10 protein-coding genes are annotated in these 12,648 nt (G+C 73.3%); 9 read left to right on the top strand and 1 reads right to left on the bottom strand.

Going from position 1 to position 12,648, the window contains the following annotated elements:
• The first annotated feature begins 74 nt into the window (after window positions 1–74).
• Window positions 75–1,325: a histidine kinase gene (locus tag ACGF5T_RS18685; RefSeq protein ID WP_356607179.1), complete on the top strand. Its 1,251-nt coding sequence runs from the start codon at window positions 75–77 to the stop codon at window positions 1,323–1,325.
• Window positions 1,326–1,401: 76 nt separating this feature from the next.
• Entirely contained in the window at window positions 1,402–2,064 is a 663-nt protein-coding gene (locus ACGF5T_RS18690) for a response regulator transcription factor (protein ID WP_366766369.1), read from the top strand.
• Between the two features lie 389 nt (window positions 2,065–2,453).
• Here ACGF5T_RS18690 and ACGF5T_RS18695 read toward each other — a convergent pair whose 3' ends face one another.
• Window positions 2,454–3,485: a Gfo/Idh/MocA family oxidoreductase gene (locus tag ACGF5T_RS18695; protein ID WP_366766368.1), complete on the bottom strand. Its 1,032-nt coding sequence runs from the start codon at window positions 3,483–3,485 to the stop codon at window positions 2,454–2,456.
• Window positions 3,486–3,614: 129 nt separating this feature from the next.
• On the opposite strand from ACGF5T_RS18695, the gene ACGF5T_RS18700 reads away from it, so the two are divergent.
• The 7 genes from ACGF5T_RS18700 to ACGF5T_RS18730 all read left to right on the top strand — a co-directional run bounded on the left by ACGF5T_RS18700 (window position 3,615) and on the right by ACGF5T_RS18730 (window position 12,362).
• Entirely contained in the window at window positions 3,615–4,352 is a 738-nt protein-coding gene (locus ACGF5T_RS18700) for a myo-inositol degradation transcriptional regulator (RefSeq protein ID WP_356607577.1), read from the top strand.
• A gap of 218 nt (window positions 4,353–4,570) precedes the next feature.
• Window positions 4,571–5,575, top strand: coding sequence for a sugar ABC transporter substrate-binding protein (locus tag ACGF5T_RS18705; protein ID WP_366766367.1), 1,005 nt, complete (start codon window positions 4,571–4,573; stop codon window positions 5,573–5,575).
• Window positions 5,572–6,612, top strand: a complete 1,041-nt coding sequence (locus ACGF5T_RS18710; RefSeq protein ID WP_361009670.1) for an ABC transporter permease — start codon at window positions 5,572–5,574, stop codon at window positions 6,610–6,612. Before ACGF5T_RS18705 ends, ACGF5T_RS18710 begins: the two co-directional genes overlap by 4 nt.
• A complete protein-coding gene (locus ACGF5T_RS18715; RefSeq protein WP_366766366.1) occupies window positions 6,609–7,400 on the top strand; it encodes an ATP-binding cassette domain-containing protein in 792 nt (263 codons plus the stop codon). Before ACGF5T_RS18710 ends, ACGF5T_RS18715 begins: the two co-directional genes overlap by 4 nt.
• A gap of 144 nt (window positions 7,401–7,544) precedes the next feature.
• Window positions 7,545–8,693 carry an ROK family glucokinase gene (locus ACGF5T_RS18720; RefSeq protein WP_356607167.1) on the top strand — a complete coding sequence of 383 codons (1,149 nt, stop codon included), beginning with the start codon at window positions 7,545–7,547 and terminating at the stop codon, window positions 8,691–8,693.
• Complete coding sequence (locus tag ACGF5T_RS18725; protein WP_361009674.1) at window positions 8,690–9,271, top strand: sugar kinase; 582 nt, start codon at window positions 8,690–8,692, stop codon at window positions 9,269–9,271. The genes ACGF5T_RS18720 and ACGF5T_RS18725 overlap by 4 nt, the downstream gene beginning before the upstream one ends.
• Window positions 9,272–9,410: 139 nt before the next feature.
• Window positions 9,411–12,362: an SNF2-related protein gene (locus ACGF5T_RS18730; RefSeq protein WP_366766424.1), complete on the top strand. Its 2,952-nt coding sequence runs from the start codon at window positions 9,411–9,413 to the stop codon at window positions 12,360–12,362.
• Window positions 12,363–12,648 lie beyond the last annotated feature (286 nt).

Here is a 12,648-nt window from a genome sequence, read left to right on the forward strand (position 1 = left end):
ACCTTCGCGACTTCGGTCGCTCATCCCGCTCTCCCGGCCGTCGCGGCGGCCGCCCCTGCGTAGATTTGTCGACCGTGAACAGTGACGAGCAGGCCACGACGCCCTCCGCGTTCGCCAAGCGGCGCTGGGTGCTGCCGGCGGCGCTGGTCGAGGACATGTACCCGCAGGCGCGGCGGGCCGACGGACGGTCCCGGCGCACCGGGCGCGACTGGATCGTCGACTTCACCTGCTTCCTGCTCGCGGTCGGCATCGGACTGCTGACCGCGGACACCCTCGACCAGGAGCCGCAGCTGTCGGACGCCCTGCGACTGGCCGACCAGGTGATCGGAGCGCTGGCCTGCGCCGCGGTGTGGCTGCGGCGCCGGTGGCCGGTCGGGCTGGCCGCGGCGATGGTGCCCGTCTCCCTGCTCTCGGCCACCTCGGGCGGCGCCGCCCTCGTCGCCCTGTTCACGCTCGCCGTGCACCGTCCGTTCCGGTACGTGGCCTGGGTGGGCGGCGCGGGCATCCTGGTGCAGCCGCTGTTCTACTGGATGCGCCCGGAACCCGGACTGCCCTACCTGGCCTCGCTCCTCATCGGGCTGCTGCTCACCGCCGCGATCGTCGGCTGGGGCCTGCTCGTGCGCTCCAAGCGCCAGTTGCTGCTGAGCCTGCGCGACCGCGCCCGGCGCGCCGAGAACGAGGCGCGGCTGCGCGCGGAACAGGCGCAACGGCTGGCCCGGGAGGCCATCGCCCGCGAGATGCACGACGTCCTCGCGCATCGGCTGACGCTGCTCAGCGTGCACGCGGGAGCGCTGGAGTTCCGGCCCGACGCCTCCCGGGAGGAGGTGGCGCGGGCGGCCGGGGTCATCCGCGAGAGTGCGCACGAGGCCCTTCAGGACCTGCGGGAGATCATCGGCGTCCTGCGCGCCGGGGACTCCGACGACCAGGGCCGTCCCCAGCCGACGCTCGCGGCACTCGACGCCCTGGTCACCGAGTGCCGGGAGGCCGGCATGAAGATCACCCTGGTGGGCCGGGTCGCCGACCCCGCCGGCGTCTCCGCCTCCGTCGGCCGCACCGCCTACCGCGTCGCCCAGGAGGCACTGACCAACGCGCGCAAGCACGCCCCCGGCACCGAGGTCACCGTCTCGGTCGCCGGAGCCCCGGGCGAGGGCCTCACCCTGACCGTGCGCAACGCCCCGCCCGTCGGCGAGGTGCCCCCCGTGCCCGGTTCCGGGCAGGGCCTGATCGGGCTGACCGAGCGCGCCACGCTGGCGGGCGGCACCCTGGAGCACGGCCCGACACCCGAGGGCGGCTTCGAGGTGCGGACCCGGCTGCCGTGGGGATGAGACCATCACCGGCGACCGGACGGCCGCCGTCACGGGGACCAAGTCGGCCACCGGCAACCGTGATTACGTATGGCCCATGACTGCGATCAGACTGCTCCTCGTCGACGACGACCCGCTCGTGCGGGCCGGGCTGTCCTTCATGCTGGGCGGCGCCGGCGACGTCGAGATCGTCGGTGAGGCCGCCGACGGCGGCGAGGTCGAGGCCCTCGTCGACCGCACCCGGCCGGACGTCGTCCTCATGGACATCCGGATGCCGGAGGTGGACGGCCTGACGGCGACCGAGCGGCTGCGCGGCCGCACCGACGCCCCGCAGGTCGTCGTGCTCACCACCTTCCACGCCGACGAGCAGGTGCTGCGGGCCCTGCGCGCCGGTGCCGCCGGATTCGTCCTCAAGGACACCCCGCCCGCGGAGATCCTCGACGCGGTGCGCAGGGTCGCGGCCGGCGACCCCGTCCTGTCGCCCGCCGTGACCCGGCGGCTGATGGCCCACGCGGCCGGCGGCACCGCCGACACCAGACGCACCCGCGCGCGTGCGCGCATCGCCGCGCTCAACGACCGCGAGCGCGAGGTGGCCGTCGCGGTCGGCCGCGGCATGGCCAACGCCGCCATCGCCGCGGAGCTCTTCATGAGCGTCGCCACCGTCAAGACCCACGTCTCCCGCATCCTCGCCAAGCTCGACCTGGGCAACCGGGTGCAGATCGCGCTGCTGGCCTACGACGCGGGGCTGCTGGACGAGTAAGGCGAGGACGGCCCCTGACGCCCGGTCCTGGTACGGGGGCTCGGACGCCGGGTCCTGGTGCGGGGGTTCGGACGCCGGGTCCTGGTGCGGGGGTTCGGTCGCCGGGTCCTGGTGCGGGGGTTCGGTCGCCGGGTCCTGGTGCGGGGGCTCGGTCGCCCGGTCCTGGTGCGGGAGCTCTGACGCCGGGGCCTGGACCCGAGGTTCGGACGCCGGGTTCCTGAGGCCGAGGTTCGGACGCCGGGCCCGACGTCCACCCGGCGGCCCGCCCTCACCCCGTCGAGGCCGCCCCGGAGGCACCGGCGCCGGGTCCTGGACCCGAGGTTCGGACGCCGGGTTCCTGAGGCCGACGTTCGGACGCCGGGCCCCGACGTCCACCCGGCGGCCCGCCCTCACCCCGTCGCGGCCGCTCCGGAGGCACCGGCGCCGGGGACCTCCGCCGGCCGCACGGCCCTGCGCTCCCGCCGGGAGATCTCACAGGCCTCGGCGATCAGCAGGGCCCGCAGCGCCTCGCGCCCGTCGCACGGGTTGGCCCGCTCACCGCGCACGACCTCCACGAAGGTCGCCAGCTCCGCCTCGTAGGCGGGCCCGAACCGCTCCACGAAGCCGGTCCACGGCTTGTCCGCGGCCGGCGGCCCGGTCGGCTCCGTCGAGGCGATCGGCGTACGGTCGTCGAGACCGACGACGATCTGGTCCGACTCCCCGGCCAGTTCCATGCGCACGTCGTACCCCGCGCCGTTCAGCCGCGTCGCGGTCACCGTGGCCAGCGTGCCGTCGTCCAGCGTCAGCAGCGCCGCGCCCGTGTCCACGTCGTCCGCCGCGCGGAACATCGGCGGCCCGGCGTCGGAACCGGCGGCGTACACGTCGGTGACCTCCCGCCCGGTCACCCAGCGCAGGATGTCGAAGTCGTGGATGAGCGTGTCCCGGTAGAGCCCGCCGGACTGCGGCAGGTACGCCGTCGGCGGCGGCGCCTGGTCGCTCGTCACCGCCCGGACGGTGTGCAGCCGGCCCAGCCGTCCGGACCGCACCGCCTCGCGGGCTCCCGTGTAGCCGGCGTCGAAGCGCCGCTGGAACCCCATCTGGAGGACCGTCCCGGCGGCCTCCACCTCGGCGATCGCCTGGAGCGTGCCGGGTACGTCCAGCGCGATGGGCTTCTCGCAGAACACCGGCAGCCCCGAGCGTGCTGCCCGACCGATCAGTTCGGCGTGGGCCGCGGTGGCCGTCGTGATCACCACGGCGTCCACGCCCCACCGGAAGATCTCGTCCACGCCGGGGGCCGCCGTCTCGCCGAGCCGGTGGGCCAGATCCTGGGCCCGCCCGAGGTCGGCGTCCGTGAGGATCAGGGACCCGACGTCACGGTGGCGGCTGAGCGTGTTGGCGTGAACGGTGCCGATGCGGCCCGTACCGATGACCCCGATGCGCATGGAATCAAAGTGGGCGCACAGCGTACGCCCTGTCAATGCGTATGTCCGGACAATCGAACTAGACAACTTCCCGTCACCAGCGCACGGAGCTACGCTCGGCCCGTGCCGAAACCAGAAGTGGACCCGACCGTGTCGCTGGAGCTCAGCGTGGATCGCAGCAGCCCCGTGCCGCTGTACTTCCAGCTGTCGCAGCAGCTGGAGGCCGCGATCGAGCACGGTGCGCTGACCCCCGGCAGCCTGCTGGGCAACGAGATCGAGCTGGCCGCGCGGCTCGGTCTGTCCCGGCCCACCGTCCGCCAGGCCATCCAGTCGCTCGTCGACAAGGGCCTGCTCGTGCGCCGCCGGGGCGTCGGCACCCAGGTCGTCCACAGCAAGGTCAAGCGCCCGCTCGAACTCAGCAGTCTCTACGACGACCTGGAGGCGGCGGGACAGCGCCCGGCCACGAACGTCCTGGTCAACACCGTCGTCCCGGCGACCGCGGAGGTCGCCGCCGCGCTCGGCGTGGTCCAGGAGAGCGACGTGCACCGGGTGGAGCGGCTCCGGCTGGCGCACGGGGAGCCGATGGCGTACCTGTGCAACCACCTGCCACCCGGCCTCGTCGACCTGGACACCGGACAGCTGGAGGCCACCGGCCTGTACCGGCTGATGCGCGCCGCCGGGATCACCCTGCACAGCGCCCGCCAGTCCATCGGCGCCCGCGCCGCCACCGCCGACGAGGCCGAACGGCTCGGCGAGGACGTCGGCGCCCCCCTGCTGACCATGGAGCGGACGACGTTCGACGACACGGGACGCGCGGTCGAGTTCGGCACGCACACCTACCGTCCGTCGCGCTACTCCTTCGAGTTCCAGCTGCTCGTGCGGCCCTGACCGGTGCCGTCCGGCGGCGGCCCCACCGTGCGGGTTCGTCGCAATGTCCGGACAATGTGACCGTCGTCGCACTCCCCGGAGGCATGTGCTCCGCTTGTGTGTCGGACAATGGGGCGTTTGGGATTTCCGGATCCCGGCCGGGCGTCGGCCGACGCGCGGCACGCACAGCAACGGCACAGCAACGGCACAGCACGGCACGGCAAGAAGGGCACGGCCTCGTGGCACGGTTTCGGACATGGGTGGGCATCGCGCTGGCAGGGGCACTGTCGGTGTCCCTGGCCGGGTGCAGCAGCACGGGTGGCAAGCGCGCCGAGGACGCACGCAAGGCCGCCTCCGCCCAGGGGAAGGCCGCGGTGGACACCCCCCGCTGGACCTTCGCGATGATCACTCACTCGGGTGATGGCGACACCTTCTGGGACATCGTCCAGAGCGGTGCCGAGCAGGCCGCCGTCAAGGACAACATCAACTTCCTGTACTCCCACGACGACGAGGCCCAGCAGCAGGCGCAGCTCGTCGACGCGGCGATCGACAAGAAGGTCGACGGGATCATCGTCACGCTCGCCAAGCCCGACGCCATGAAGTCCGCGCTGGACCGCGCGCGGAAGGCCGGCATCCCGGTGGTCACCGTGAACTCGGGCTCCGAGCAGTCCAAGGCGTTCGGCGCCCTCACCCACATCGGCCAGGACGAGACGATCGCCGGCGAGGCCGTCGGCGAGGAGCTGAACGAACGCGGCCGCCAGAAGGCGATCTGCGTCCTCCACGAGCAGGGCAACGTCGGCCACGAGCAGCGCTGCGACGGCGTGGAGAAGACCTTCGACGGAAAGATCGAGCGGCTCTACGTCAACGGCACCAGCATGCCGGACGTGCAGTCCGCCATCGAGGCCAAGCTCCAGACCGACACGTCCCTGGACGCGGTCGTCACCCTGGGCGCCCCCTACGCGGACACCGCCGTGAAGGCCAAGCAGGGCGCGGACAGCGAGGCCGAGATCGACACCTTCGACCTCAACGCCAAGGTCGCCGCCGGACTGGAGGACGGCAGCCTCGGCTTCGCCGTCGACCAGCAGCCCTACCTCCAGGGCTACGAGGCCGTCGACCTGCTGTGGCTGTACCGGTACAACGCCGACGTCCTCGGCGGTGGCGGGCCGGTGCTCACCGGGCCGCAGATCATCACCAAGGACGACGCCGCCGCGCTGAGCGACTACACGAGGCGGGGCACCCGATGAGCGCCACGCAGACGAAGGATGCTGACGAAAGGATTCTGCAGTCCTCTCCGCTGCGGAAACTGCTGGGCCGCCCCGAGCTGGGCTCCGTCGTCGGCGCGATCGCCGTCTTCCTCTTCTTCGCCTTCTTCGCCGACAGCTTCCTGCACGCCGCCAGCCTCAGCACGGTGCTCTACGCCGCCTCCACGATCGGCATCATGGCCGTCCCGGTGGCACTGCTGATGATCGGCGGCGAGTTCGACCTGTCCGCGGGCGTCATGGTCACCTCGTCGGCGCTGGTGTCGTCGATGTTCAGCTACCAGATGACCGCCAACGTCTGGGTGGGCGTGGCCGTGTCCCTGCTGGTCACCCTCGCGATCGGCGCCTTCAACGGCTACATGCTCACCCGCACGAGACTGCCCAGCTTCATCATCACGCTCGGCACCTTCCTGATGCTGACCGGCCTGAACCTGGGCTTCACCAAGCTGATCGACGGCACCGTCTCCACCAAGACGATCGCCGACATGGAGGGCTTCGCCTCCGCCCGGGACGTCTTCGCCTCCACGCTCACCGTCGGCGGCGTCGGCTTCAAGGTCACCATCCTGTGGTGGCTCGCCCTGGTCGCCGTCGCCAGCTGGATCCTGCTGCGCACCCGGGCCGGCAACTGGATCTTCGCGGTGGGCGGCAACAAGGACGCGGCGCGCGCGGTCGGCGTCCCCGTCACCAGGACCAAGATCGGGCTGTACATGGGCGTGGCCCTCGGCGCCTGGATCTCGGGCCAGCACCTGCTCTTCTCCTACGACGTCGTCCAGTCCGGCGAGGGCGTCGGCAACGAGCTGATCTACATCATCGCGGCCGTCATCGGCGGCTGCCTGATCACCGGCGGCTACGGCAGCGCCGTCGGCTCGGCGGTCGGCGCGCTCATCTTCGGCATGACCAGCAAGGGCATCGTCTTCGCCGAGTGGAACCCCGACTGGTTCAAGTTCTTCCTCGGAGCGATGCTGCTCCTCGCGACCCTGCTCAACGCCTGGGTCCGCAAGCGCGCGGAGGCCACCAAGTGACGCAGACCGAACGCCGTACGCCGCTCGTGGAGCTGTCCGGCGTCAGCAAGCACTACGGGAACGTCCGCGCCCTGGAGGGCGTGTCCCTCCAGGTGCGCGCGGGCGAGATCACCTGCGTGCTCGGCGACAACGGCGCCGGCAAGTCGACCCTCATCAAGATCATCTCGGGTCTGCACCGGCACGACGGCGGCACCCTGAGCCTGGACGGCGAGGAGACGAGCCTGTCCTCCCCGCGCGAGGCCCTGGACCGCGGCATCGCCACCGTCTACCAGGACCTGGCCGTAGTCCCCCTCATGCCGGTCTGGCGCAACTTCTTCCTGGGCTCCGAGCCGCGCAAGGGCGTCGCCCCCTTCAAGCGCATGGACGTCGACCACATGCGCCGCACCACCCGCGCCGAGCTGCTGCGGATGGGCATCGACCTGCGCGACGTCGACCAGCCCATCGGCACCCTCTCCGGCGGTGAGCGCCAGTGCGTGGCGATCGCCCGCGCGGTGCACTTCGGCGCGAAGGTGCTCGTCCTGGACGAGCCGACCGCCGCCCTCGGCGTGAAACAGTCCGGCGTCGTCCTGAAATACGTCGCGGCCGCCCGCGATCAGGGGCTGGGTGTCGTCCTCATCACCCACAACCCGCACCACGCGTACCTGGTGGGCGACAGGTTCGTGCTCCTGAAGAGGGGCACGATGGTGGGCAACCACGAGCGCGAGGACATCACGCTGGACGAGCTGACCCGGCAGATGGCGGGCGGAACGGAGCTGGACGATCTGCGGCACGAACTGGAACGCCGCTAGACGTGCGGGCGTCGTCGAAGCGTCCCGCGAGGGGCGCGGGGGACTCCGCGACCAGCCATGACGTACCCGCCGACGGTGAACACGGTCACCACCCGCCCCCGTCCATTCGGCACCCGGCATGACCGTGCGGCACAATCGCACCCGATGAGCACCTACCGCGACTTCACCGCCCCCATCGGCTCCCGCCGCGCCCCGGTCCTGCGCACCGTGGGCACGAGGGAACGCCGCTCACACCTGACGGCGCCCCGCGTGCCCACGGTCGGCATCGACATCGGCGGCACGAAGGTCATGGCGGGCGTCGTCGACGCCGACGGCAACATCCTGGAGAAGCTCCGCACGGAGACCCCGGACAAGTCCAAGAGCCCCAAGGTCGTCGAGGACACCATCGTCGAACTGGTCCTGGACCTCTCCGACCGGCACGACGTGCACGCCGTCGGCATCGGCGCGGCGGGCTGGGTCGACGCCGACCGCAACCGCGTGCTGTTCGCCCCCCACCTGTCCTGGCGCAACGAGCCGCTGCGCGACCGCATCGCCGGCCGCCTCGCGGTCCCCGTCCTGGTGGACAACGACGCCAACACCGCGGCCTGGGCGGAGTGGCGCTTCGGCGCCGGTCGCGGCGAGGACCACCTCGTCATGATCACGCTCGGCACCGGTATCGGCGGCGCGATCCTGGAGGACGGGCAGGTCAAGCGGGGCAAGTACGGAGTCGCCGGGGAGTTCGGGCACATGCAGGTGGTGCCGGGCGGCCACCGCTGCCCGTGCGGCAACCGCGGGTGCTGGGAGCAGTACAGCTCCGGCAACGCGCTGGTCCGGGAGGCCCGGGAGCTGGCCGCGGCGGACTCGCCGGTGGCGTACGGCATCATCGAGCACGTCAAGGGCAGCATCGGCGACATCACCGGCCCGATGATCACCGAGCTGGCCCGCGACGGCGACGCCATGTGCATCGAGCTGCTCCAGGACATCGGCCAGTGGCTCGGCGTGGGCATCGCGAACCTCGCGGCCGCGCTCGACCCCTCCTGCTTCGTCGTCGGCGGTGGCGTCAGCGCCGCCGACGACCTGCTGATCGGCCCCGCGCGGGACGCCTTCAAACGTCAGCTCACCGGCCGCGGCTACCGCCCGGAGGCCCGCATCGTCCGCGCCCAGCTCGGCCCCGAGGCCGGCATGGTGGGCGCCGCCGACCTGGCCCGGCTGGTCGCCCGCCGGTTCCGCCGCGCCAAGCGGCGCCGGGTGGAGCGCTACGAGCGGTACGAGCGCTTCGCGGAGGCCCGCCGTACGCCCCGGGAGTCCCTGTGACGGACTCGGTGCCCCAGCAGGCCGGCCCCCCGGACGAGCCCGGGCACCCGGTGGAGGACCGCCGGCACATGATCCGCCGCCGGTCGCTCACCCTGCTCATCATCGTGCTGCTCATCGGCGTCCCGGCCGGCTACCTCGTGATCTCCGCCAACCAGAGCCGCGACAGCGGCCGGGAGAAGGAGGCGAAGTACGCGGCGACCGGCATGACCGAGGGCTGGCCGTCCAAGCTCCAGCGCCGCGTCTACGAGGTCCCGGTACCGGTCCCCTCCGAAGAGGTCGCCTACTACGAGACGAACAACTGGAAGACCAGCCGCCTCTACGTCCAGTTCGAGACCACCGGCGCCGGCCTCGACGCCTTCCTCGCGGGACTGGGCGTCGACCGGGACACCCTGAAGCGGGACAACATCGCCATCAGCGACCGCGCCCAGCGGGTCACCGGCTGGGAGTTCGGCGGGTCCGGCTCCTGGTGGGGCCTGGTCAACGAGCAGCGCGACCCGGCACCCACCCAGGACGTCGTCGTGAACATGGAGAACCCGGGCCACCCCATGGTCTACGTGGTCTCCCGCACCGTTCCCTGACCCCGCACCCGCGACGAGCGGGCCCCGGCAGGCCGCCGGAGCCGATTGTCAGACCCCGCCCGTAGAGTCGAAGACAGTTGATCGGACCCGCGGGCGGGAGGTGACAGGACGTATGAGCGACACCGCTGTGGCGGACATGATGGCCGACGGGCGAGCGGACGGGCGCGGACGGCCGCGGCAGCCGGAGGAGCCCGTGCCCGTCCCCCTCCGGCTCGCGGCCGTCTTCCTCCCCGCCCGCCTCCCGCGCGACGGACGGATCGCCTTCTGGGACCCGCAGGGCGGCGACGTCACCTCGGGGCTCCACTCCGCCGCGTCCGACGTGCCGGGCCTCACCACCGCCGCCACCGCGCCGCCTGACAACGGGGGTCCCGCCGGAGGCACCGCCCGCCCCACCGAACCCACCGAACTCACCGTGGTACGTCGCCACGGCGCCGCGGTGCGGCGCGGCACGACGCCCGCGCTGTCGCTCCCGGTCGGTGAGGCCCTGCCCCTGTTGGTGCGCGCCCGGCACGACCCGGCCGCCCACCCGGCCACCGCGTGCTGGGGAGCGGCGGCCCTGCACGCCCTGCGGCTCACCGCGCGCGGCCGGCTCCTGCCCGGCCTGACGGCGACCGGGCACGACGCCTGGCGGGCCGGCCCCCTGGACCCCGACGACATCGCGCACCTGCGGGCCGTCGCCGCCGCCCTGCCCCCGGAGGGACACGCGGTCCCGCTGGACGGCCCGGGCCCGATCCGGCTGCCGGAACCGGAAGCACTGGTCCGCGCCTTCCTGGACGCCGTCGCCGACACCCTGCCCCGCACTCCGGCCGCGCCCCACGCCTCCGGCCGCCCCTTCGCCGCGCGCGGAGCGCAGCACCTGCCCGGTGCCCACGACTGGGCCGCGGAGGTCGCCGCCGGCATGGACGCGGGCGTGCGGATCTCGCTCCGCCTGGACCTGTCGGCCTACGACCTGTTCGACACGGACGGCGAGGGCAGCGGCGGCGCGCGCGGCGCCGGAGCCGCGATCGTGCAGGTCCACAGCCTCGCCGACCCCACCCTGGTGGCCGACGCGGCGGACCTGTGGTCGGGCGCGGCCGACGGGGCGTTCGGTCCCCGCACCCGCGTGGACGCCGCCCTCGCGGTGCGGCGTGCGGCGCGTGTCTGGCCGCCGCTCGACCGGCTCGCCGAGCAGGACGTGCCCGACGTCCTCAGCCTGTCCGAGGAGGAGGTCACCGACCTGCTGGGCGTGGCCGCCGGCCGGCTCGCCGCCGCCGGGGTCGCGGTGCACTGGCCCCGCGACCTGGCCCAGGACCTCACCGCGACCGCGGTGGTCCGGCCCGCACCCGGTTCGGCGACGGACGGCACCGGCTTCTTCGAGAGCGAGGACCTCCTCCAGTTCCGCTGGCAGCTGGCGATCGGCGGCGACCCGCTCACCGAGGCCGAGATGGACGCCCTGGCGGAGGCCCACCGCCCCGTCGTCCGGCTCCGCGACCGGTGGGTGCTGGTCGACCCGGGCCTGGTACGCCGCGCCCGCAAGCGCGACCTCGGTCTGCTCGACCCGGTCGACGCCCTGTCCGTCGCCCTCACCGGCAGCGCGGAGGCGGACGGCGAGACGGTCGAGGTGGTGCCGGTGGGCGCGCTGGCCGCCCTGCGCGACCGGCTCACGGCGGGCGTACGGCCCGCCGAACCGCCGCCCGGCCTGCACGCCACCCTCCGCGACTACCAGCTCCGCGGCCTGTCCTGGCTGGACCTCATGACCTCGCTCGGCCTGGGCGGCTGCCTCGCCGACGACATGGGCCTCGGCAAGACGGTCACGGTCATCGCGCTGCACCTCAAGCGGGCCCGGACGGAACCGACGCTGGTGGTCTGCCCCGCCTCGCTCCTGGGGAACTGGCAGCGGGAGATCACCCGGTTCGCGCCCGGCGTCCCCGTCCGCCGCTTCCACGGCAGCGACCGCACCCTGGACGACCTGGCCGGCGGCTTCGTCCTCACCACCTACGGCACGATGCGCTCCGCCGCGGCCACCCTGGCCGAGCAGCGCTGGGGCATGCTCGTCGCGGACGAGGCGCAACACGTCAAGAACCCGTACTCGGCGACGGCGAAGGCCCTGCGCACCATCCCGTCCCCGGCGCGCGTGGCCCTGACCGGCACTCCGGTGGAGAACAACCTCTCCGAGCTGTGGGCGCTCCTCGACTGGACCACCCCCGGCCTCCTCGGCCCCCTCAAGTCCTTCCGCGCCCGGCACGCCCGGGCGGTGGAGAACGGGGAGGACGAGCAGGCGGTGGAGCGCCTCGCCCGGCTCATCCGCCCCTTCCTGCTGCGCCGCAGGAAGTCCGACCCGGGCATCGTCCCCGAGCTGCCCCCGAAGACCGAGACGGACCACCCCGTCCCGCTCACCCGCGAACAGGCCTCGCTGTACGAGGCCGTGGTGCGCGAGTCGATGCTCGCCATCGAGGCGGCCGAGGGCATGGGACGCCGGGGCCTCGTCCTCAAACTGCTGACCTCGCTGAAGCAGATCTGCGACCACCCCGCGCTGTTCCTGAAGGAGGAGCACCCGCCGGGCGGCGGCGACCGTCTGAGCGCCCGCTCCGGCAAACTCGCCCTGCTGGACGAGCTGTTGGACACGGTCCTCGCCGAGGACGGCTCGGTCCTCGTCTTCACCCAGTACGTCGGCATGGCCCGCCTCATCACCTCCCACCTGGCCCTCCGCGCGGTTCCCGTCGACCTGCTGCACGGCGGTACGCCGGTCCCGGAGCGGGAGCGCATGGTGGACCGCTTCCAGAGCGGGGCGACGCCCGTCCTCGTCCTGTCCCTCAAGGCCGCCGGCACCGGCCTGAACCTCACCCGCGCGGGCCACGTCGTGCACTTCGACCGCTGGTGGAACCCGGCCGTGGAGGAACAGGCCACCGACCGCGCCTACCGCATCGGCCAGACCCAGCCGGTCCAGGTCCACCGCCTCATCACGGAGGGCACGGTCGAGGACCGCATCGCCGAGATGCTCCAGTCCAAGCGGGCCCTGGCCGACGCGGTCCTCGGCTCGGGCGAGTCGGCCCTCACCGAGCTGACCGTCGGTGAGCTGTCCGACCTGGTGTCCCTGCGGAGGCCGTCATGACCCCCCGGCCCGCCGACGAGGCCCGCCGAGCCCTGCGCGCGGCGCGCGAACGCGGTGAGGAGGCGTCGCACCCCGCCGCCGGGGCGGACGGCGACGGCGCCCGCTCCGGCCCGCACACCGCGGCGTCCGAGCCGGCGGGTGAGCAGGCCGAAAGGGACGACCACTCCGAGAACCGGGGCCACCACCCATCCCGGGAGCAGGAGGGCCGCGACCGTGACCAAGGCCGTGACCGAAACCCCGGCGGCGACCAAGGCCGCGACCGTGACCTGGGGCCCCACCCGAGCCT

Origin of the sequence: Streptomyces sp. NPDC047853, assembly GCF_043204535.1 — a bacterium.
Lineage (GTDB): Bacteria > Actinomycetota > Actinomycetes > Streptomycetales > Streptomycetaceae > Streptomyces.

Excerpts from the sequence above, each read along its gene's own strand:
- ACGF5T_RS18730 (WP_366766424.1), top strand. The coding sequence starts at position 9,411 with ATGGCCGACGGGCGAGCGGACGGGCGCGGACGGCCGCGGCAGCCGGAG.
- ACGF5T_RS18720 (WP_356607167.1), top strand. The coding sequence starts at position 7,545 with ATGAGCACCTACCGCGACTTCACCGCCCCCATCGGCTCCCGCCGCGCC.
- ACGF5T_RS18710 (WP_361009670.1), top strand. The coding sequence starts at position 5,572 with ATGAGCGCCACGCAGACGAAGGATGCTGACGAAAGGATTCTGCAGTCC.
- ACGF5T_RS18690 (WP_366766369.1), top strand. The coding sequence starts at position 1,402 with ATGACTGCGATCAGACTGCTCCTCGTCGACGACGACCCGCTCGTGCGG.
- ACGF5T_RS18695 (WP_366766368.1), bottom strand. The coding sequence starts at position 3,485 with ATGCGCATCGGGGTCATCGGTACGGGCCGCATCGGCACCGTTCACGCC.